The following is a 21,391-nucleotide window of genomic DNA, read 5'->3' as shown; positions in this document are numbered from 1 at the left end:
GTCCACTCGCTGGATCCCGCGCTCACGCGAAGGCGTTGATCCCCGTCTCCGACCGTCCGATCAGCAACTTCTGGATCTGGCTGGTGCCCTCGTACAGCGTCATCACCCGCGCATCACGCATGTACTTCGACACCGGGTATTCGTCGACGTATCCCGCCCCGCCGAACAGCTGGATCGCGTTGTTCGCAGCCCGGACCGCGGCCTCGGAGCAGAAGTACTTGGCCTTCGACGCCGCGGTGCCGAACGGTTTTCCGCGTTCGATCAGGTCGGCTGCGCGCCAGACCAGCATGCGGCCGGCGTCGGCATCGACGGACATGTCGGCGATCAGTTCCTGGATCAGCTGGAACGAGGCCAGCGGGCGGTCGAATTGCTTGCGGTGGGTGGCGTAGTCGATCGAGGACTCCAGGCAGCCCTGGATGATGCCGACGCAGCCGGCGCCCACCGAGACCCGGCCCTTGTCCAGGGAGTGCATCGCAATGGAGAAACCCTGGCCTTCGGCGCCGAGCATGCAGTGTGCGGGGATGCGCATATCGGTGAAGTACAGCTCGGCGGTGGCCTGGCCGCGCAAGCCGAGTTTGCCGTGGATTTCGCGACTTTCGAAGCCGGGGGTATCGGTGGGGACCAGGAACGCCGAAATCCCCTTCGGGCCCGGCCCGCCGGTGCGGGCGAAGACCAGGCACAGGTCGGCCCAGGTTCCGTTGGTGATGAAGATCTTGGAGCCGTTGACGATGTAGTCCGACCCGTCGCGCACGGCGCGGGTCTTCAGGTGGCCGGGGTCGGATCCGTTGTCGGGTTCGGTGAGCCCGAAACAGGCCAGCACCGCACCGGTGGCGATGCCCGGCAGCCACTGATGTTTCTGCTCCTCGGTGCCGTGCGAGAGGACGACCTTGCCGACCAGGCCCATCGACACCGACACGATGCCGCGCACCGCGGAGTCCGCGCGGCCGAGTTCCTCCATGCCGAGGCAGTAGGTGATGTAGTCACCACCCAGGCCGCCGTACTGCTCGGGGATGGTCATGCCGAAGAAGCCGATCTCGCCCAGTTTGGGGATGATCGCGGTATCCACCGATTCCGCGCGGTCCCAGGCGGCGCGGTGTGGAATCACCTCCTTGTCCAGGAAGTCGCGGGCCAGCTGTTGAAAGCTGTGCTGTTCCGGGGTCAGGGCGAAGTCCACGAGCACTCCTCGAGCGGCTGAGGGTGAAGAAAACGAATGGGCGTTCATTCCTGTGTGAATGTATATTCATTCACTGGATCGGTCAACCGCATGTCGGGTCTTCCCGGCGCGGACCCGGTATTCGCTGACAGGACGGGCGGTGAATGCCACGATGATCGGTATGGGCGATTCCGACGAACGCTGGTACTACTGCCTCAAGCATCACCGCGCCGAACAGGGCAAACGTTGCTGGTTCGCTGATCGGATGGGCCCGTACCCGGACCGGGCGACTGCCGAGCGTGCACTGGACATCGTGCGCGAACGCAATGCCAGCGCCGATGCGCGCGATCGCGACGATTGAGTGGGTAGTCCGATTCACATTCCCGCTGCACCGGGCAGCTCATTCCCGCCCGGGAGGGTGGGCTACGGTTCTCCCAGCAGCGTTGTTGCCCGGACCCGGTACGGGCGCGCAATCAGGTCGAATCGAGTGGAGGGCGACTTGTGAAGGTGACGGTGGTGGTGCCGACCTACAACGAGCGGGAGAACCTGCCCAAGGCGGTGGAGCGGTTGACCGCGCTGCCGGTCGCCGACCTGCACATCCTGGTGGTCGACGACAACTCCCCGGACGGTACCGGTGAGGTCGCGGACAAACTGGCCGCCGACCTGCCGGCCGTGGTCGGCGTGCTGCACCGCACCGAGAAGGACGGCCTGGGCCGCGCCTACATCGCCGGTATCAACACCGCGCTCGACCAGGGCGCCGATGTGGTGATCCAGATGGATGCGGATCTGTCCCATCCGGCCGAGGTCATTCCGGCGATGCTCGACAAGCTGGCGAACTCCGGAGCCGGTGTGGTGCTGGGGTCGCGCTACGTCGAGGGCGGCTCCACCGCCTCGGAGTGGAAGTGGTACCGCAAGGCGCTCTCCGCGTGGGCGAACTTCTACGTCAACGCGATCCTGCGGCTCGGCGTCAAGGACGCGACGGCCGGATTCAAGGCGTGGAAGGCAGACACCCTGCGCGCCATCGAGGTGGGCTCGATCCACAGCAACGGCTACTCGTTCCAGGTCGAGATGAACTACCGTGCGATCAAACAGGGAATCTCGATCGCCGAGGTGCCGATCCGCTTCGAGGAACGCACCCTGGGCGACTCGAAGATGAGCCTGAAGGTGCAGCTGGAGTCGGCGCTGATGCCTTGGAAGCTGCTGTTCGGCCGCAGCGTGTAATTCGCGCGGCGGATCAGTCCGCCGCCGGCCAGTCGAGCAGGGTATCGACGAACAGTTGCCGCACCCGCGCGATGTCGGCATCCATATCGCGCGGATCCCAGGCGCCGACATCGATCGGCGGCAGGACCGCCACGTCCACGGTGCCCTTGCGCACGACCGCCGAATTGCGCCAGGCGATCTCCCCGGCGTTGCGGATCACCAGCGGTATCACCGGAACGCCGGCCGCGATCGCGATGTGGAAGGCGCCCTTCTTGAACGGTCCGATCCGCGGTGTCAGCGAGCGGGTCCCCTCCGGTGCCACCACGATCGACAAGCCGCCGCGCAGTGTGTCCACCACCGGCTCCAGTGCGGTCTTCGCACTGGTCGTATCGGACCGGTCGATGAAGGTCGCCTCGGCGAAGCGCAGCAGCGGGCCGAAGACCGGATTGGTGGTGACCTCCTTCTTCACGATCGCGGTGAATCCGGAGCGCAGCACCGCGGCCAGCACCACCATGTCGAATTGGCTCTGGTGATTGAACAGGAATACCGCCGGACGCGGCGCTCGCGCATGGTCGGCGCCGGACACCCGGATCCGCACGCCCGTGCTGCGCAGCGTGGCCGCGGCAGCGGTGGAGATCATGGCGTCGGCCATCGGCCGGCGCTCCCGAGTGCCCGCGCGCGATGCGGCACCGAATGCCGCACCACTCAGTAGTCCGGTGAAACCGGCTGCGGTGCGGGCGAGATCGACCAGTCGGGGTGATTCGCGGGGCCGGAAGGACAGCACGGGCCATTCCCGTTGCCGGGCCGCCAGTACCATCCGCGGGCCGGGGTTGACCGCGATCGGCGTATTCGCCCATTCCAGCAGGGGGATATCGGGCGCCGCGTCCGCATAGGCGTAACTGCGGGCCGGGTCGATGTCGTGGTCGACGGCGAAGCGTGCCACGGCAGCGGCCTTCTCGGTGCGCCACAGCGGTTTTCCGTCGGTGAAACCGGTGAGCAGGCCGTCGGCGGTAGCCATCCGGGTATGTAATACATGGTCGATCCCGAGTTCCGCCGCGGCGGGCAGCACCTGGAATCCGGTGAGGCTCGTCGCCAGCACGACGGTGTGCCCCGCGGCCTCGTGCTCCCGGATCAATTGCCATGCTTCGGGATACAGGTGGCCGTGAATGGTGCTGCGGAACAGTCGCGCACCGATGTCGCGCAACTCCTCGGGCCGGTGCCCGCTCCACGCGTGAGTGGTGTGCTGGAGGAAATGCTCGAACTCGCCCTCCGTGCGCGCCCCGCGAATGCTGTGCAGGAGGGTGTCGGCCAGGGCGGCGTCGGAATCTCGGTGCCGCCACCGCCGCAGCGGCATGGCGGTAGGCGCGAATCCTGCCACCACCGTCCCGCCGAAATCGAAGACCGCGGCCACCTGTGGGCCCTGCGGTCCGGAACGAATCGCCGAAATAAGCTCCGGCAGTGTGATATTGCCGATCAGTTTCACGCAGACTCCCGGGGCGACCGGTTGGAGGGATCGAGCGCGGCCGCGCGCGAGATACGGTCGCCGATGCTGCGCAGTTCCGCCGCGAACTCCCGGCGGCGCTGCTGCAGGTCCTCGGTGACCGGTTCGATCAGACCGTAGTTGTCGGCGAGTTTCAATGCGCTCGAGAACAATTCGGAAGAGACCGACTCCGGGCTGTGCAGCCGTTGCTGCAACAGCATCTGCCGGCCGACGGCCAGGCATTCGTCGACGAACTGTTTGCGGTCGAACGGGATCGCCGGATCGGCGTCGGCCAGGCGTTCGGCCACGACCAGTTGGGCATCGACGAACGAGCGCACCACTCGGTGGGCCATGATGAATCCGGAATCGGCCAGGGCGCCGACCAATTCCCGGGCGGTGCTGCGCTGTTCCCATTTCCCGTCCACGAGGAGCATTTCCGCACCCATTCCGGCCGCGAATTCGATGCGATCGGAAAAGAAGAACTCGAACTTCAGCAGATCACGCAGCCGATAGGCGGCATCCCAGATCGCCTCGATACCGGGGGTCGCCTCGGCGTCGGCCACTTCCAGAATGGCCAGCTCGAGAATGGCGCGGTCGACGAACCAGTGCACCGCGCTGTTGCGGTAGAACGCCGCCTCGAGGTGCGCTCCGGTCTCGATCGAATACACCGGCTCCAGCCCACCGCGATACACCGTGACCACCTTGGCGACCGACAGGTGTTCCAGCACCGCGGCCAGGCCCTGATCATCGCGCAGTGTGTCGAGCTCGCCGGTGGGCAGACCGCGCCGGATGATGTACCCGCACACCGGTTCCAAGGTGCGCCGGACCTCACCGAGGGTGAGTGCCCGCTCGTGCACGCCGAGCAGGGCCAGCGTCACCAGGGCATTGACCGTGATCGGGGTGACCGCGTTGATCCCCACCGCCACCTCGAAGGCCAAACGCTGCACGGCCTTGTGGCGGCGATCGGTGAGGTCGTCGGCGCCCGCCCCGTCGCGGTGCGCGGCATCGATCAGGGTGCGCACCGGATCGCCGTGCGCGGCAAGGCGTTCGCGCGCGGACAGTGGCTCGCCGAAACGCACGTACACCCGTCCCGCGGAATGCTGCTGATTGCGGATGTAGCGGGCGAGCCAGGTGAGGCCTTCCGGCTTCTTCGCACCGCCCACCTGCTCGGTCGCGATGGATCCGAGTTCGTTGAGTCGTTCGTAGGTGATCGACACCGGTACCAACATCACATCGTCGATACGCCGGCCCCGGATCGCCGCGGCCAGATAGTTCAGCAATCCGAACCGCGGCGGACGCAATTTCCCGGTCCGTGTCCGACCGCCCTCGAAGTACCACTCCAGGTTGAAGCGTTTGGCCAGCAGATAGGCGAAGTACTCCTCGACCACGGCCTTGTAGACCTCGTCGTCACCGAAGCTTCGGCGGATGAAGACGGTGCCGGTGCGGCGGGCGATCGGCCCCATCGGCCAGAAGCTCAAATTGGCGCCGCCGATCACGTGGTTGGGTGGGAAGTCGTTGCGTGCCAGGGCGTCTCCCAGCACGAAGGCATCCACGTAGGAGCGGTGCGAGGGCAGGAACACCAGCGGATAGTTGTTGTTGAGCCGCCGCAGCGCGGCCAGTCCGGACCGGTCGCACTCCACCTTCCAGGTGGAGGCGTGTACTGGCCGCATCGCCTGGGTGAACAGGTCCGATACCAATCGGCTCTGGGCGGCGACGAGTTCACGCAGTGCCTTCTCCGCCCGGCGCCGCACCTCGCGCGGTTCGGCACCGGATTCGGCGGCGATGATGTCGAGCCGGCGCAGGAATTCGGGGGAGTCGAGGATCTCTTCGACCACCAGTCGCGGCACCTTGTAACGGTCGCCGATCACCGCGCGCTCGGCCCGTTCCAGCGCTACTGTGCCGGCGCGGACGATGGCGCGGGCGAAGGGGTCCGCGTGCGGGGCGATGCCGGGGTTGTTCGCGCGCAGCTCGCTGAGGCGGGCCGGATGCCCGGTCAGGATCAGATGGCGGTCGGGGGCCTTGTGTACCAGCCGGCGCTGCAGGATGCGGCGGGGGCGGCGCGGGTTGTTGAGCAGGGCGAGGTCCGCGAAAGTGGTGCGCCGCACGCCATCTCGTTCCGGCGGGAGCCACAGCACCCGGATCGGAACGACCAGCGGATCGTCGCCGCGCCGCACCAGCCGGGCCGAGATCGAGGCGGCGTCGAGATCTATCTGTGTGACCGGTACGTCGATGCCCAGTTCGGCCGCGATACCGCCCTCGGCGAGCCAGCCGCCGATCAATTCGCGTTCGACCGGTGTCACCGCGTCGACCAGCGCGACCGCGGAGCGCGGCGGATCGTCCGGGGTGTGCGGGGCCGGATTGCCGGCGGCGTGCTCGATCATGGGTGACCCTCCCTCGACGGCGCCTCACCATTCAAGCTCGCGGACCGGTGTTCGCGCAGGAACTTGGGCGTGACGCACGGCGATGGGCGATCGATGTGATCTCCGGCAGGCCGCCATCGGAAAGCAGGTAATGCTAACCTCACCTAGAGTTAGGTAAGCATAACCTTGGAGGAACGGTGTCGACCACGGACGAGCGGGTGCGAAACGGTTACGGGGACGGTCCGGGAGCGACGGCGATCGCACCCGCCGACGCCATGGCGGCGCTCGCCGCGGCCGACCGATTCGGCGAATACGTCAGCTACGAGGGTGACGACGGGTGGATCTTCGCCGCCGACCCGATCGGAACGGTCGAGTTGGACGCCGGTGAACTGCGAGTCGAATGGGAGGGCAGGACCAGCACCGAGCAGTGGCAGGGACGCCCGGCCGCGGTCATCGATGCGGCGCTGGCGAAGTTGCCGCTGGCCGGTCGCGGTGTGTACGGCTGGATCGGATTCGAATTCTGTGCGTGGGCGCTGGACTGCGAGGCCCATGTGCCGGACCGGACCACCCTGGCGCACCTGATGATTCCCCGCATCGAAGTGCGCATCGACGCGGCCGGAGTGCGAGTATCCGGCGCGACGGCCGACGAGACCGCCGCGATCCACGACCTGATCGAGCAGGCCCGCACCGCTGCACCGGCCCGGCCCAGGTCGCTCGACATCACTACGGACCCGACCGATTACCGCGGCCGGGTGGCCGAAGCGGTCGAGGAGATCGGGGCCGGGCGCTATCAGAAGGTGATTCTGTCGCGCAAAGTCGATCTGCCCTTCCCGGTGGATATTCCGCAGACGTATCGCCTCGGCCGGGCCAACAACACCCCGGCGCGGTCGTTCCTGCTGCGGCTGGGTGGGCTGGAGGCCGCCGGGTTCAGTCCGGAACTGGTGGTCTCCGTCGACGACGAGCGGGTGGTCACCACCGAGCCGCTCGCCGGTACCCGGGCGTTCGGCCGGGGCGTGGAGGTCGATGCGGCGGCGCGCGCCGAGCTCGTCGCCGATCCGAAGGAGATCGTCGAACACGCCATCTCGGTGCAGACGTCCTTCGGTGAAATCGCCGCCGTGGCCGAGGCCGGCACCACCGCCGTCTCCGATTTCATGGATGTCCGTGAGCGCGGCAGCGTGCAGCATCTGGCCTCCACCGTGCGTGGCACCCTCGCCACCGGCAAGAGCGCCTGGGACGCGCTGGAAATGTTGTTCCCGTCGGTGACCGCCTCCGGAATTCCCAAGCAGACCGGTGTGGATGCGGTGTTCCGTCTCGACCACGACGAACGTGGCCTGTATTCCGGTGCCGTGGTGAAGGTTTCCGGTTCCGGAGCGCTGGAGGCGACACTGGTGCTGCGCGCGGTCTATCAGACCACCGAAGGGGCCTGGTTGCGGGCGGGCGCGGGGATCGTCTCGCAGTCGAATCCGGAACGCGAATTCACCGAGACCTGCGAAAAGCTGGGCAGCGTAGCGCCGTACGTGGTCGAGGCCTGACCTCCACGCGGGCGAGGGCCTGCCGAGTGATCGGCAGGCCCGGTCCGGGCGTGCGGGCGGATAGCTAGCTTTCGTAGGTCGCCCGCAGCACTTTCTTGTCGATCTTGCCGACCGCGGTGAACGGCAGGACGTCGGCCTTTTCGAGGATGTCGGGCAGTTTGTAGGTGGCCAGACCGCGTGCGGTGAGGAACTCCTTGATCTCGACCAGGCTGGGCAGCTCACCGTCTACCACCAGTACGGCGCAGACCTTCTCGCCGAGCGAGGGATCGGGCAGGCCCACCGCGGCGGCGTGGCGTACGGAGGGATGGGCGAGTAGATGCTCCTCGAGTTCGTCGCAGGAGACGTTCTCCCCGCCGCGGTTGATCACATCCTTGATGCGTCCGGAGACGATCAGATGTCCGCTGGGCAACCGGCGCACCAGATCACCGCTACGGTAGAAGCCGTCCGGGGTGAAGCCGCGCGCATTGTGTTCGGCCGCGCGGTAGTAGCCGCGGATGGTGTAGGGGCCGCGGGTCAGGAGCTCACCTTCCTCGCCCGGCGGCACCTCGTTGCCCTCGCCGTCGACCACCCGCACCTCGTCGGCCTCGGACAACGGGCGTCCCTGGGTGGTGGCGACGAGCTCCGCGGAATCGTCGAGCCGGGTGTAGTTGAGCAGGCCCTCGGCCATTCCGAAGACCTGTTGCAGCTGCGCGCCCAGTGCGGGTGTGACCTCGCGGGCGTTGACCTCGGCGAGTTTCGCGCCGCCCACCTGGAGCAGGCGCAGGCTCGACAGGTCGGCCTCCTCCCATTCCACAGCCGCACACCACAACTGGGCCAGCGGCGGCACCACTCCGGTCACCGTCACGCCGGCTCGCTCGATGGTCGCGAAAGCGTTCTCCGGGCTCGGGTCGGCCAGCATGACGGTCGAGGCACCGACGGAGACCGCGCCGAGCAGCCCCGGGCACGACAGCGGGAAGTTGTGTGCGGCGGGCAGTGTCGCCATGTAGACGTCGTCGGAGCTCAACTCGCACAGCTCGGCACTGGCGCGGGCATTGAAGTGGTAGTCGTCGTGCGTGCGGGCGATGAGTTTCGGCAGGCCGGTGGTGCCGCCGGAAACCAGCATCACCGCGATACCGGCGGCCTCCACCTGAGGCAACTCGGCGCCGTCGCACGGGATCGAACGCAATGCGGTGTGCGCGCCGGGATCGCCGAGTACGAAGATCTGCCGCAGTGTCGGTACTCGCTGCGCGACCGCGGCCGCCAGCTCCCGGTAGTCGTAGTCGCCGATCCGATCCGCGGTGATATATCCGGTCGCCCCCGACAGTCGCGTCAGATGCTCGATCTCGGCCTGCCGGTGGGCGGGCAGGGCCAGTACCGGGACCACACCGGCGAAGAGCAGGCCGAACAGTACCTCGACGAATTCGCTGACATTGGGCAGCTGGACCAGCACGCGATCGCCCGGGGTGATACCCGCGGCGAGAAATCCGTGTGCCATCCGTTGTGCACGCCGGTCGAGTTCGGCGTAATCGATCGGTCCGTCGTCGGTGTGCAGCGCGGTGCGTTGCGGCCAGGTGCGTGCGGCGGTACGCAGCAGATCGCCCAGCGGTTCGCCGCGCCAGTAACCGGCGGCCCGGTATCGGTCGGCGAAATCGGCGGGAAACGGTACGAAACCGTCGAGAAGGTCCTGTTGGGCCGGGGATGTCGAAGTCACGGATATCGCCTCACGGGTCGAGCTGCGCAGTATCGAAGCTGCCTTAGATAGGTTAGGCAACCCTATATTAGAGTGTCGGTTCGTGTTCGGCCGGTTGGTTCGCCGCGCCCACGATCACTGTGGGCGGCACGGTGGACGCACAGCGCGAGGTAGTGACAACGACGGTGCGGAGCAGTGGGAACAACTGCGCAGTGCGGTGACTGCCCGCATAGACTCGTGCGAGTGAGCGGTTGGGACATCTCCGATATTCCGGACCAGAGCGGGCGCACGGTCATCGTGACCGGTGCGAACAGCGGCCTCGGTGCGGCCACCACCCGAGCGTTGGCGGCGGCCGGTGCGCAGGTCGTCATGGCCTGCCGTGACGAGGTGAAGGCTCGTGCCGTCGCCGACTCCATCGGTCCACGAGCGCAGGTGCGCCGCCTCGACCTCGCCGATCTGGCATCGGTACGAGAATTCGCACGCGGTGTGGACGGCGCCGATGTGCTGATCAACAACGCCGGAGTGATGGCGGTGCCGCTGCGCCGTACCGCCGACGGCTTCGAAATGCAGTTCGGCACCAATCATCTCGGTCACTTCGCGCTGACCGGACTGCTGCTGGACAAGATCTCCGACCGGGTCGTCACGGTCTCCAGCGGCGCCCACCTCATCGGCCGGATCGATCTCACCGACCCCAACTATCAGCACCGCAAATACGAGCGGTGGCGCGCATACGGCCAGTCGAAGCTGGCGAATCTCATGTTCGCCTACGAGCTGCAGCGCAGGCTGACCGCGGCCGGATCGTCGAAACTCTCGGTGGCCGCCCATCCCGGATACGCCGCGACCGAACTGCAGTCGCATACCGAAACCATGCTCGACGGCGTGATGGCGCTGGGCAATCGCATCCTCGGGCAGGCGCCCGAGATGGGGGCGCTGCCCAGCCTGTACGCCGCAACCGCGCAGGTCGAGCCCGGCGCCTTCTACGGCCCGTCGGCGCTGGGTGGGCTGCGTGGGCATCCGGCGCGGTCGGGCTCCTCGCAGGCGTCCAAGGACGAGGTCACCGCCCGGCGCCTGTGGGACCTGTCGGAGAAGCTCACCGAGGTCGATTTCTCGTTCGCCCGCCGCTGATCCCGGTGAGTGACCACCGTCACATTCGGCGGTGTCACACTTGGTGTGGCGGTGTCGTCGTCTTCATGTAGCAACGAAACGGCACAGGAGGACACGGTCATGGAACCTCGCTTCAACATGTTCGGTAACGAGATCGCGGCGAAGTTCGTCAAGCGGATCAACAACGCCGGGCAGGTGGTCGCGCAGAGCACGCTGCCCACCGCCACCCAGCACCTGGTGGAGCTGCGTGCCAGCCAGATCAACGGGTGTGGATTCTGCACCGATATGCACTCCAAGGATGCGGCCGCGGCCGGGGAGACCCAGGTGCGGCTGAACATGGTCGCGGCATGGCGGGAGGCAGTGGTCTTCACCGATGCCGAGCGGGCCGCGCTCGCGCTCGCCGAGGAGGGCACCCGGATCGCCGACAGTCATCCCGGCGTCAGCGAGGAGACCTGGGAGCTGGTGCGCAAGCATTACGACGACGAGCAGATCGGCGCGCTGGTCTCGCTGATCGCCTTGATCAACGCCTACAACCGGCTCAATGTCATCGCCGGGACCCCGGCCGGCAACTACGAGCCAGGCATGTTCGGCTGAGCACGGCACGGCGAATTGCGGCCCGGCACGGGATCTTTCGATCGCGGTCGGGTCGTGCCGTGTGGTGGTGGTCACCATCGTCGACTCGGGGTCGACACCGCCGGCGGACCGGCTGGTACAGTCGCCACCGTGCAGCGCGTGTATTTCTGGTTTATCGAGCCGGCCCTGGGTGGGTCGGTCGGTGAATCGCGCTGACCTTCTTCCACCCCGAGCCGGATGACAGACCGGTTCGTCGGGATTTCGCTCGGTGGGTCGGCCTGAGATAAGGAACCCATCATCATGACCATCGCCTCCGATGTCGATCCACGCCACAGTGACCTCGACCATCAGCGCACCCTCAGTGTGAGCCCGTTGCTCTCGCCCGCCGAGGTCCGGCGCGAGCACCCGATCGACGATGCGCTGGCCGCGACCGTGCGAGCGGGTCGTACCGCGACCGTCGCGACCCTCGACGGCAGCGACGACCGCCTCATGGTGGTTGTCGGCCCCTGTTCGGTGCACGATCCGGAAGCCGCGCTGGACTACGCGCGCCGGCTGGCCGCCGCCAAGGCGGAGCTGGACGACCGCCTGCACATCGTGATGCGGGTGTACTTCGAAAAGCCGCGCACCACCCTGGGCTGGAAGGGCCTGATCAACGATCCGCATCTGGACGGGTCGTTCGACGTCAACACCGGCCTCGGGCTGGGGCGCCGGCTGCTGGCCGATATCACCGCGCTCGGGCTGCCGGTGGCCTGCGAATTCCTCGATCCGATCACCCCGCAGTACATCGCCGACATGGTTTCCTACGGCGCCATCGGGGCCCGCACCGCGGCCAGCCAGGTGCATCGGCAGCTGTCCAGCGCGCTGTCCATGCCGGTCGGCATCAAGAACGGCACCGACGGTGATGTGCAGGTGGCGGTGGACGGGGTGCGCGCGGCGGGCGCCAGCCATGTCTTCCCGGGGACCGATCTCGACGGCCGCTCCGCACTGATCCGTACCAGCGGGAATCCGGACTGCCACGTGATTCTGCGGGGCGGCAGCTCCGGCACCAACTACGACGCGGCCTCCGTCGCCGACGCGTGCCTGCGCCTGGAGAAGGCCGGGCTGGCGCAGCGGGTGGTCGTCGACGCCAGCCACGGCAACAGCAACAAGGACCATGCGAAGCAGGTCGACGTCGTCACCGATATCTCCGAGCGCATCGCCGCCGGCGACCGCTCGGTGGTGGGCGTGATGATGGAGAGCTTCCTGGTCGCCGGACGGCAGGACCTGACGCTGGGCCACGCCGAGGAGCTGACCTACGGCCAGTCGATCACCGACGCGTGCTTGGACTGGGACACCACCGCCGCCCAGTTGGAGCGGCTGGCGGATGCGGTGGCGCGCCGCCGCGGCTGAAGAGCACCGGACGGTCGGCGAATACCGCGCACACCCTCGTCGGCGTGGTTCGGGCGAACGAGGGTGGCGCGGCGACTTCAGCGCACGGAATGGGGTGTGTGTAGGCGGGTGATCGCCTCGTCCAGCGTGGCATCGGTCTTGCAGAAGGCGAAGCGCACCAATCGGTTCCATGATTCGCGGTCGTCGGCGAAAACGCTCAGCGGGACCGCGGCCACGCCGAGCCGCGCGGGCAACTCCCGGCAGAAGGTCAGCGCATCGTCGGAGCTCAGTGCGCTGATGTCGGCGCAGACGAAATAGGTTGCGTCACTGCGCTTGACCTCGAAGCCGGCATCGGCGAGCGCACCGGACAAGCGAACTCGCTTCTCGGCCAGGCTGTCGCGCAGCTCCCGCACCCACTGCTGTTCGTGCTCGAGCGCATAGGCGACGGCGGGCTGGAAGGGGCTGCCGCCGACGAAGCTCAGGAACTGTTTGGCCGCGACCACGCCGTCGATCAGCGGCGCCGGCCCGCAGGCCCAGCCGATCTTCCATCCGGTGACACTGAAGGTCTTCGCCGCGCTGGAGACGACTACGGTGCGCTCCGCCATACCGGGCAGCGTCGAGATGCTGATGTGGACGTTGTCGTCGTAGACGAGATGTTCGTACACCTCGTCGGAGACCACCGTCAGATCGTGTTCGCGAGCCAGCTCGGCGATTGCCTCCAGATCGGCGCGCGGCAGGACCGTGCCGGTGGGGTTGTGTGGCGTGTTCAGCAGCAGCATCCGGGTTCTCGGCGTGATCGCGGCCCGCAGCGAGTCCAGGTCCAGCGCGAATCCGGCGCCGTCGGGGACCAGGCGCGCGGTACGTCGGGTGGCACCCGCCAACGCGACCACCGCTGCGTAGGAATCGTAGTAGGGCTCGATCAGCGCCACCTCGTCTCCGGGCTCGACCAGTCCCAGCACGGCCGCGGCCAGCGCCTCGGTGGCGCCGACGGACACCGTCACCTGACGATCAACGTCGTAGTCCAGGCCGTAGCGGCGGCGCCGGTCGTCGGCGATGGCATGGCGCAGCACCGGCAGGCCGCGTCCCGGCGGGTATTGGTTGACGCCCTCGGCGATGGCGGTGCGGGCGGCCTCCAGCATGGCGGCCGGCCCATCGGTATCCGGGAATCCCTGGCCGAGATTCACCGCGTCGTGCTGGACGGCGAGTTCGGTCATTTCCGCGAAGATCGTGGCGCCGAACGGGCGCAGGCGGGCCACGGTGGGGATGGCTGACATCGTCCTAAGGTAGCGACCGGTTCGCACGCTCCCGCTTGCCGCCGATTCGCTAGGGTTGCGATGCGATAGCGAACAGCTATGTTTCACATTTGATTCACCGCTCTCACCTGCATGGTTGTGCGGTTTCCGGCAGAGAGCTAGCCTCCCCGTGTTCTATCTCACAACCACTTCGGTGGTGGTTCGAAAGGGGCGGTGAATGGCCTCGTATCTCGACCTCCTGCTGCATCCGGCGGCGGGAATGGTGCTCGGATTCGTCAACGACACCCTGCACAACATCGTGAGCAACGACTGGGGGTGGGGTTCGTCCACGCCGGACTGGGGCGCCGGCTCGTCGACCGGAAATTGGGGACTCGGTTCGAGCACCCCGGATATGTGGACCGGTTCGACCGGCCCGTAACCGCGCCCGACCATCGCGGCCGGCTATCGTGCCGGCCGCACCCCGGTCAGCTTCGCGGGATTCGCCAGGTCGTAGGTGCCCCGGACCAGTCCGTCGGTGACGGTGAAGCCGAGCACGCGCGCCGGTGAACCGGGATAACCGTCGTGCGGTGCCCGCTCGTGCAGCAGCAGACCGAGCTGCCCGTTGACGCTGACGAACTCGACTTCCGTCGAATCGGCGCGGCCGAACTCCGCCGGATCGATCCCGTATTTGCGCAGCAAACCCAGTGCCAGGCGAGCGATCCGTTCCGGACCGGACACGAGGTTCGGGGCCGAACGAGTGGTGCCGCCGGTGTCGGCGACGAATTCCGACTCCGGGTGCAGGGCCGCGACCACTGCGTCCACATCGCCGGAGTACAGCGCTTCCAGCAGTCGCTGCACCGCCGCCACATGTTCGGCATCGGAGACCGGCTCCGGGCTCGCGGCCAGCGCCTTGCGTGCCCGCGAGGCCAACTGCCGGGCCGCGTCCGGGGTCACCTCGAGCAGCTCCGCGATCTCGTCGAAGGGGACCGAGAACCCGTCGTGCAGGACGAAGGCGACTCGCTGCGGCGGCGTCAGGGTGTCCAGCACCACCAGCGCCGCGAACCGGCAATCCTGTTTGCGGACCAGCGATTCCAGTGGCCCCACCATCGTGGACGGGGTGATCCCGGTGACGATCGGCTCCGGAAGCCACTGTCCCATATAGCTTTCCCGGCGTTTGGCGGCACTACGCAACCGGTCCAGGCAGATTCGGCTCACCACGGTGGTGAGCCAGGCGCGCAGATCCTCGATCTCGGATTGGCGGGTGGTGGCCAACCGCAGCCAGCTCTCCTGAACCGCGTCCTCGGCATCGGCCACACTTCCGGTCAGCCGGTATCCCACCGAGAGCAGATGCGCCCGATGTGATTCGAACAGATCGGCGAGCAACGCGGCAACCATCGATCGGATTCTACGGCGGTAAATGCGCTGGGCTGCCGCTGGGTTGCGTGCCAGCATGGGGCGATGGACGACTGTGTACTGACCGACGACGTGGTGTGGTTGTCGCGCCCCATCGCGTCCGATATCGCCGCGATCGTCGAATGCTGCCGGCAGCCGTCGATCGTGCGGTGGACGGTGGTGCCGCAGGAGTACGACCGGGGTGATGCCGAAGGTTTCCTGCGCACTGTCGTCACCCCGGGCTGGGCTGCCCGCAGTCCGACCTGGGGGGTGCGGACCTCGCCCGACGGCCCGATCGTCGGCATGATCGGGCTGGCCGCCGATACGCAGCCCGGCGCCGCCGAGATCGGGTTCTGGCTCGGGACACAGGCTCGTGGCCGCGGTCTCATGACCGCCGCGGTCCGCCTGGCCTGTGATTTCGGATTCGCGCCCGACGGCCTCGCGCTGACCCGCATCGAATGGCGGGCCTACGCCGGGAACCGGGCCTCGGCCGCGGTCGCGCGGCGTGCGGGCTTTCACTACGAGGGTTTGTTGCGGCGGGCAGGCCCGCAGCGTGGTGTGCGCCACGATTGCTGGATCGCCGGACGGCTCGCGAGCGACCCCGCAACGCCCACCACCGGATGGCCGGCCTCGACCGGCGCACCGGTGCCGCAGTGACCTGCGATTTCCCCCACAGCGAAGGTTAGTGCAGCTCGCGTAGGGTTGTTGAATGATTGTCGGGGGGTCCGGCAACAATGTGGACGACGGGGACCGGCCCGGAAACCTGGAGGAGGTGCCGTGACGGACGGACCGCTGATCGTGCAGAGCGATAAAACCCTGCTGCTCGAAGTCGATCACGAACAGGCCGATGCGGCCCGGCAGGCGATCGCGCCGTTCGCCGAATTGGAGCGCGCACCCGAACACGTGCACACCTACCGGGTCACTCCGCTGGCACTGTGGAATGCCCGCGCCGCCGGACACGACGCCGAACAGGTCGTCGACGCGCTGGTCAACTATTCGCGCTATGCCGTACCGCAGCCGCTGCTGGTGGACGTGGTCGAGACCATGGCCCGCTACGGACGGTTGCAGTTGCTCAAACACCCCGCCCACGGGCTGGTGCTGGTGAGCCTGGACCGTGCCGTACTGGAAGAAGTACTGCGGCACAAGAAGATCGCGCCGATGCTGGGTAACCGGATCGACGACGATACGGTCGCGGTGCATCCGTCCGAGCGCGGCCGTATCAAACAACTGTTGTTGAAGATCGGCTGGCCCGCCGAGGATCTGGCGGGTTACGTCGACGGCGAAGCGCACCACATCGAGCTGGACTTTCGGACCCACGCCTGGCAGCTGCGCGACTATCAGGAGCTGGCGGCCGATTCCTTCTGGGCCGGTGGCTCCGGTGTCGTGGTGCTGCCGTGCGGTGCGGGTAAGACGATGGTCGGCGCCGCGGCGATGGCCAAGGCGCAGGCGACGACGCTGATCCTGGTCACCAATACCGTTGCCGGCCGGCAGTGGAAGCGGGAACTGCTGGCACGGACCTCGCTGACAGAGGAAGAGATCGGCGAATACTCCGGCGAACGCAAGGAGATCCGCCCGGTCACCATCGCGACCTATCAGGTCGTCACCCGTAAGACCAAGGGCGAGTACAAACATCTCGAGCTGTTCGACAGTCGCGACTGGGGCCTGGTCGTCTACGACGAGGTTCATCTGCTGCCCGCTCCGGTGTTCCGGATGACCGCGGACCTGCAGTCGCGCCGCCGTCTCGGACTGACCGCCACCCTGGTGCGCGAGGACGGCCGCGAGGGCGACGTGTTCTCGCTGATCGGCCCCAAACGCTACGACGCGCCCTGGAAGGACATCGAGGCGCAGGGCTGGATCGCCCCGGCCGACTGCGTGGAGGTCAGGGTCACCCTCACCGATGCCGAGCGGATGGCGTATGCGACCGCCGAACCGGAAGAACGCTACAAACTCTGCTCCACCGCGCGCACGAAGCTGCCGGTCGTCGAGTCGATCCTGGCCCGGCACCAGGGCGCCCCGGCCCTGGTGATCGGCGCCTACCTCGATCAGCTGGACGAACTCGGCGAACATCTCGACGCACCGGTCATCCAGGGCTCGACCCGGACCAAGGAACGCGAGGCGTTGTTCGACGCCTTCCGCAACGGCGAGATCCCGGTGCTGGTGGTGAGCAAGGTCGCGAACTTCTCCATCGATCTACCGGAAGCGTCGGTGGCGGTCCAGGTCTCGGGCACCTTCGGGTCCCGGCAGGAGGAGGCACAGCGGCTCGGCCGACTGCTGCGGCCCAAGGCCGACGGCGGCCAAGCGCACTTCTATTCGGTGGTCGCCCGTGACACGCTGGATGCCGAGTATGCCGCACACCGCCAGCGTTTCCTCGCCGAACAGGGATATGCCTATCGCATCACCGATGCGGACGATCTGCTGGGACCGACGATCGGGTAGGCGTGGCGCTGTGCCACCGCTGCCGCCGGATGTGAGGATTGAATACGTGCGACGCTTCGAATTCGCGATCGACCGCGAACACGCCCGGGCGGTGAACGAAGTCGTTCGCGATATCCGGCGGCTGCGCCTGCTGGCCATCGCCGCGGCGGTCGTACTCGGCTTGGGAACGGCCGGGTTGATCTGGTTGAGCCATCCCTATTCGTTTCTGTTGGCGGTGGCCTTCGCACTGGGGACCATCACCGCGCTGTTCATCGCGCTGTGGACGCCGTACCGCTCCCGGATCGAGAAGTTGTATGCCGAGGGGGAGCTGATTCCGGCGGTGGTGTCGGGCCACCATCCCAAGGGGGTCACGCTGCTGGCGTTGGTGAATCTGGCCAAACCCGGCGCGGTGCCGCGCTATGCGCTGATCACTCGCGTGGTGCGGGCGCTGCCCGGCCACCGGACCGACGCCGGTGAGCAGGTACCGGCGGTGACAGTGCGCGCCGACCGCGCTCCGCGCTCCGTCGGTGATTTTCGTCAGCCCGTCAGCCCGATGCCGATCGCCTGGGGCACCCGCGATCCCGGAGTGATCGAGCGGGCCCGCACCGCGATCAGCGATGTCGAATGGAAGCTGCTCGCCGACAATCTGAGCCTGGCGGAAAAGGTGAGCACCGTCGATTCGCACCGGCTGCTGCTCGACCCGCGGCAGCTGCCCGAGGAGTTGCGCGGCTGAGGGGTGTGGCGGCGGCCCGGATCGAGGCGCCGGGCGGCTAGCATCGTCGATTGCACCGCACTCGGCGGGCGGAAATGGGGTGGAGTGTCGGATGAGTTCGCGTAGCTGGGCCTGGTATCTGACGGCCGGAGCCCTGTTCGGTGTGGCGTTGGTGCTTCCGGCGCAGGCCCAGCCGGCACAGGCGCAGCCGCCGGCCGATCCGCTCGCGGGTTCGTCCGGTCTCGGCGATCCGTACTACCCCGAGGACGGCAACGGCGGCTACGACGTCCGGCATTACGACGTCGCGATCGATTACGATCCGCCCAGCCGTCAACTCGTCGGCAAGGCGAGAATAGATGCGACCGCTACCCAGGCGCTGCACGCGTTCAATCTCGACTATGCCGGGCCGGCGGTCAGTGCGGTGTCGGTGAACAACCTCCCGGCCGGTTTCGTCCGGCACGGCGAGCACGAACTGACCGTCACACCCGCGCTGCCGGTACTGCCGGGCCTGCCGTTCACCGTCACCGTCGACTACGCCGGAGCCGAGGGCGACACCGCCAACAACGGCTGGACCATCTCGTCGAGCGGCGGCGCCTTCGCTGCGGGCGAACCACATTCGGCGACCAGCTGGTACCCGCTCAACGACACCCCGATGGACAAGGCGACCTTCGATCTGCAGGTGACCGTTCCGCAGGAATGGCAGGCGGTGTCGAACGGGCTGCGGGTCGGTGACCGTGTCGAGGGCGACAAGCGCGTGGTCCGCTGGAGTACGCAGCGTCCCACCGTCGGCTATCTGACGACCGTCGCCATCGACCATTTCGACTTCCTCGAACAGCGCCGAGCCGACGGAACACCACTGATCAGCGCCTTCGCTCCCGACGCGGATCAGGACAAGAAGCTGGAGCAGCGGCTGCCCGAGATCCTGGACTTCATCGAATCCGTCTACGGCCCTTATCCTTTCGAGAGCGGCGGCGGGATCTATGTCGACACCGATCTGCCCTTCTCGCTGGAGACCCAGACCCGGCCCATCTACGCGCCCTGGACCGATCTGAATACCGTCGTACACGAGAACACCCACCAGTGGTGGGGTGATTCGATGTCGGTACGCAACTGGTCCGATGTCTGCCTGAACGAGTGCTTCGCCAGCTACACCGCCGATTATCTCTGGCCGGAACGTAAAGAGGGCAAAGACGTCGACGCGATGTACCGCGAGACCCTCGCCAAAACCCTGGATATGCCGAAGTTCTGGGAGATCCCGCTACAGAACCCGGGCGCCGGACGTGAGTTCACCGCGGTCTACTACCGTGGCCCCCTGTTCCTGCACGCGTTGCGCCACGAACTCGGTGACGATGTGTTCTTCCCGGCGGTGGCGCAATTCGTGCAGTCGCACGCCTACGGTAATGCGTCGATGCCGGAGTTCCGGGAGTTCATGCAGTCCCGTGCGGCGACGGATCTGAGCGGCTTCTTCGCCGCCTGGCTCGACAGCACCACCGTGCCGCCGGACCAGTACCTGTACCCGGGTGACCTGCGCGGCTGAGCGGGCGGGACCCGACGCGGACAGCGGGGGTGGTGGTCCGGTCAGTCGCCGCGCAGCCGATCGAGGTGTTCGCGGGCGCGCTCGAGCTCGTGTTCTGTGCGACGGAGTGCGGCCCCGGCCGCGTCCGCGGCGGATGCGGTGAAGCGCCGGGTGTTCTCGGTGCGTTCCAGTTCCGCCTGTAGCGCGGTGATCCGCTCGTCCAGTCCGGTCAGCTCCGCCTGCTGCCGGGTGAACTCCTGCCGTGCCGAATCACGTTCCGCCCGAGCGGTGTCCACCGCTTCGACAGCGGTGTCGAGGGCGGCGGTATCGGGTGCTGCTGCTGCCTCGGGTGCACGTGCCGCACCGGCCTCGTCGGGTAGATCCGATACGGCGCTCAGCGTCGCCCCGGCCGGGCCGAACCCCGCATAGTCCACCGCTGCGGACAGCACTCCCGCGCGAACCTGGACCGTGACCTCTGGATCCGCCAGCGCCGCGGTCAAGGTCTGCGCCACGGCACGTTGTCCCGGTTCGGCAAGCTGCCGCCCCGCCTCCGCCGCAAGCCGAGTGGCGGTGCCGGTGAGGGCATGCACCGCCTTGCGACGTTGTTCGGTGAGGGTACGCATGCGGTCCGCGGACAGCTTCTGCTGCGCCTCGCGCAACGCCTCGCCGAGGTCCAGCAGTGCCCCCAATTCCTGGGTCGCCTTGTGCGCCAGCAGATTTACCGCCCAGGCCGCGAGCGTTGGCCGCCGCAGCCGGGAAATCTCCGTGGCCAGCGCTTTGTCTCCGTCGGCGCGGGCGGTGCGGGCGTGCCGATCGCGGGCCGCGACGAAATCCGACGGGTCCAGGGCGTAGAGCTCAGCGCTGATCTCCTCCAGCCTCATATCTCCGAGCGTAACGATTCGGACACCGAGATCGACTACAGGGCGCGTGCGTGTGGTGTGCACACGTTCGAGTGTCGGAAAGGTGTCACTTGTGAATTACTTCGGGCTCCAGCTGCTGAACAACCTGCTGCCCAGTGTCGTCAACTACTCCCTCATGGGGATGTACGGCATGCACTCGCTGCGGATGTGAGACGAAGCCCGCTCGGACGGCCGGGCGGGTATTCTCCCCACCACGTTCGCCATTGGTGAACGGTTCGGCGAGAAAGGTTTTCGTAGGTGAAATTCGCAGGACCGAGACCCCTCCGAGGTCTCGTGCTGGTAGTGACGGCGCTCGCCGCCCTCATGGTGACCGGCTGTTCGATGTTTTCCGATGCGTCCAAATCCGACACCGCCCGCGCGCAGGTCGGCGACTGCATCAATGTTGTCGAGGGTTCGCCCTCCGATTCCCGGACCGAGCCGGTGGACTGCTCCTCGGGGAAGGCCGTGTACACCGTGAAGTCGACCTCGGACACCAAGCAGGACTGCGGTGCCGAGTACTCCTCCTACGAGGAGACCTTCAACGGCGGTACCTCGGCATATCTGTGCCTGGCGCCCAATCTGAAAGAGGGCAGCTGCTATCACGACGACAAGACGACCGGCTTCTCCTTTGCCGAATGCGAGTCGGCGGAGGCGACGGTGAAGGTCGTCAAGCGAATCGACGGACAGAGCGATGAATTCCTCTGCGACGCGAATTCGACATTCCTGACGTTGTCCGATCCCAAGACGACGTTCTGCCTGGCGAATCCGAAGGCCTGAGCCGCGCAC

General features: G+C 67.2%; 19 protein-coding genes. 12 read left to right on the top strand and 7 right to left on the bottom strand.

The window, feature by feature from the left end:
• Nucleotides 1-22: 22 nt before the first annotated feature.
• A complete protein-coding gene (locus NV2_RS13815) occupies nt 23-1,174 on the bottom strand; it encodes an acyl-CoA dehydrogenase family protein (RefSeq protein ID WP_067873136.1) in 1,152 nt (383 codons plus the stop codon).
• Nucleotides 1,175-1,334: 160 nt separating this feature from the next.
• On the opposite strand from NV2_RS13815, the gene NV2_RS13810 reads away from it, so the two are divergent.
• Both NV2_RS13810 and NV2_RS13805 read left to right on the top strand, forming a co-directional pair.
• A complete protein-coding gene (locus NV2_RS13810; protein WP_067873132.1) occupies nt 1,335-1,514 on the top strand; it encodes a hypothetical protein in 180 nt (59 codons plus the stop codon).
• Between the two features lie 158 nt (nt 1,515-1,672).
• Complete coding sequence (locus NV2_RS13805; protein WP_067873130.1) at nt 1,673-2,374, top strand: polyprenol monophosphomannose synthase; 702 nt, start codon at nt 1,673-1,675, stop codon at nt 2,372-2,374.
• A 13-nt stretch (nt 2,375-2,387) separates the two neighbouring features.
• Here the strand turns inward: NV2_RS13805 and NV2_RS13800 are convergent, their stop codons facing one another.
• Together NV2_RS13800 and NV2_RS13795 are read right to left on the bottom strand one after the other, a co-directional pair.
• Nucleotides 2,388-3,836: an HAD-IB family hydrolase gene (locus NV2_RS13800; protein ID WP_157102890.1), complete on the bottom strand. Its 1,449-nt coding sequence runs from the start codon at nt 3,834-3,836 to the stop codon at nt 2,388-2,390.
• Entirely contained in the window at nt 3,833-6,214 is a 2,382-nt protein-coding gene (locus tag NV2_RS13795) for a glycerol-3-phosphate 1-O-acyltransferase (RefSeq protein WP_084474584.1), read from the bottom strand. The genes NV2_RS13800 and NV2_RS13795 overlap by 4 nt, the downstream gene beginning before the upstream one ends.
• Nucleotides 6,215-6,390: 176 nt before the next feature.
• Between NV2_RS13795 and NV2_RS13790 the strand changes: the two genes are divergently transcribed.
• On the top strand, nt 6,391-7,725 hold the full coding sequence (locus NV2_RS13790; RefSeq protein WP_067872997.1) for a salicylate synthase: 1,335 nt from the start codon (nt 6,391-6,393) through the stop codon (nt 7,723-7,725).
• 64 nt (nt 7,726-7,789) lie between these two features.
• Here the strand turns inward: NV2_RS13790 and NV2_RS13785 are convergent, their stop codons facing one another.
• Entirely contained in the window at nt 7,790-9,415 is a 1,626-nt protein-coding gene (locus NV2_RS13785) for a (2,3-dihydroxybenzoyl)adenylate synthase (RefSeq protein ID WP_067872994.1), read from the bottom strand.
• Between the two features lie 222 nt (nt 9,416-9,637).
• Between NV2_RS13785 and NV2_RS13780 the strand changes: the two genes are divergently transcribed.
• From NV2_RS13780 to NV2_RS13770, 3 genes are all read left to right on the top strand, one after another.
• Nucleotides 9,638-10,519: an oxidoreductase gene (locus tag NV2_RS13780; RefSeq protein ID WP_067872991.1), complete on the top strand. Its 882-nt coding sequence runs from the start codon at nt 9,638-9,640 to the stop codon at nt 10,517-10,519.
• A 99-nt stretch (nt 10,520-10,618) separates the two neighbouring features.
• The gene (locus NV2_RS13775; RefSeq protein WP_067873121.1) at nt 10,619-11,092 is read left to right on the top strand and encodes a carboxymuconolactone decarboxylase family protein; all 474 of its coding nucleotides are present in this window, start codon (nt 10,619-10,621) and stop codon (nt 11,090-11,092) included.
• A gap of 279 nt (nt 11,093-11,371) precedes the next feature.
• The gene (locus tag NV2_RS13770) at nt 11,372-12,460 is read left to right on the top strand and encodes a 3-deoxy-7-phosphoheptulonate synthase (RefSeq protein ID WP_067872988.1); all 1,089 of its coding nucleotides are present in this window, start codon (nt 11,372-11,374) and stop codon (nt 12,458-12,460) included.
• A 77-nt stretch (nt 12,461-12,537) separates the two neighbouring features.
• On the opposite strand, the gene NV2_RS13765 is transcribed toward NV2_RS13770, so the two are convergent.
• Entirely contained in the window at nt 12,538-13,713 is a 1,176-nt protein-coding gene (locus NV2_RS13765) for a pyridoxal phosphate-dependent aminotransferase (RefSeq protein WP_067872983.1), read from the bottom strand.
• 196 nt (nt 13,714-13,909) lie between these two features.
• On the opposite strand from NV2_RS13765, the gene NV2_RS13760 reads away from it, so the two are divergent.
• Entirely contained in the window at nt 13,910-14,110 is a 201-nt protein-coding gene (locus NV2_RS13760) for a hypothetical protein (RefSeq protein WP_067872980.1), read from the top strand.
• Nucleotides 14,111-14,133: 23 nt separating this feature from the next.
• Here NV2_RS13760 and NV2_RS13755 read toward each other — a convergent pair whose 3' ends face one another.
• Nucleotides 14,134-15,066, bottom strand: a complete 933-nt coding sequence (locus NV2_RS13755; RefSeq protein ID WP_067872977.1) for a sigma-70 family RNA polymerase sigma factor — start codon at nt 15,064-15,066, stop codon at nt 14,134-14,136.
• Nucleotides 15,067-15,129: 63 nt separating this feature from the next.
• Here NV2_RS13755 and NV2_RS13750 point away from each other — a divergent pair, with 63 nt between their 5' ends.
• From NV2_RS13750 to NV2_RS13735, 4 genes are all read left to right on the top strand, one after another.
• Complete coding sequence (locus NV2_RS13750) at nt 15,130-15,720, top strand: GNAT family N-acetyltransferase (RefSeq protein WP_067872975.1); 591 nt, start codon at nt 15,130-15,132, stop codon at nt 15,718-15,720.
• 120 nt (nt 15,721-15,840) lie between these two features.
• Nucleotides 15,841-17,499: a DNA repair helicase XPB gene (locus NV2_RS13745; protein ID WP_067872972.1), complete on the top strand. Its 1,659-nt coding sequence runs from the start codon at nt 15,841-15,843 to the stop codon at nt 17,497-17,499.
• Between the two features lie 46 nt (nt 17,500-17,545).
• The gene (locus tag NV2_RS13740) at nt 17,546-18,211 is read left to right on the top strand and encodes a DUF3239 domain-containing protein (RefSeq protein ID WP_067873118.1); all 666 of its coding nucleotides are present in this window, start codon (nt 17,546-17,548) and stop codon (nt 18,209-18,211) included.
• Nucleotides 18,212-18,302: 91 nt separating this feature from the next.
• Nucleotides 18,303-19,727 (top strand): M1 family metallopeptidase, encoded by a 1,425-nt coding sequence (locus tag NV2_RS13735; RefSeq protein WP_067872969.1) that lies wholly within the window; start codon nt 18,303-18,305, stop codon nt 19,725-19,727.
• Nucleotides 19,728-19,768: 41 nt separating this feature from the next.
• Here NV2_RS13735 and NV2_RS13730 read toward each other — a convergent pair whose 3' ends face one another.
• Nucleotides 19,769-20,587, bottom strand: coding sequence for a hypothetical protein (locus tag NV2_RS13730; protein ID WP_067872966.1), 819 nt, complete (start codon nt 20,585-20,587; stop codon nt 19,769-19,771).
• Between the two features lie 312 nt (nt 20,588-20,899).
• Between NV2_RS13730 and NV2_RS13725 the strand changes: the two genes are divergently transcribed.
• The gene (locus NV2_RS13725) at nt 20,900-21,382 is read left to right on the top strand and encodes an LppU/SCO3897 family protein (RefSeq protein WP_245662591.1); all 483 of its coding nucleotides are present in this window, start codon (nt 20,900-20,902) and stop codon (nt 21,380-21,382) included.
• The last annotated feature ends 9 nt before the right edge of the window (nt 21,383-21,391 follow it).

Source organism: Nocardia vermiculata NBRC 100427 (assembly GCF_001613265.1).
GTDB classification, from domain to species: domain Bacteria; phylum Actinomycetota; class Actinomycetes; order Mycobacteriales; family Mycobacteriaceae; genus Nocardia; species Nocardia vermiculata.
Note: the sequence above shows the minus strand (reverse complement) of the source record. Positions and strands in the feature narration are given on the sequence as shown.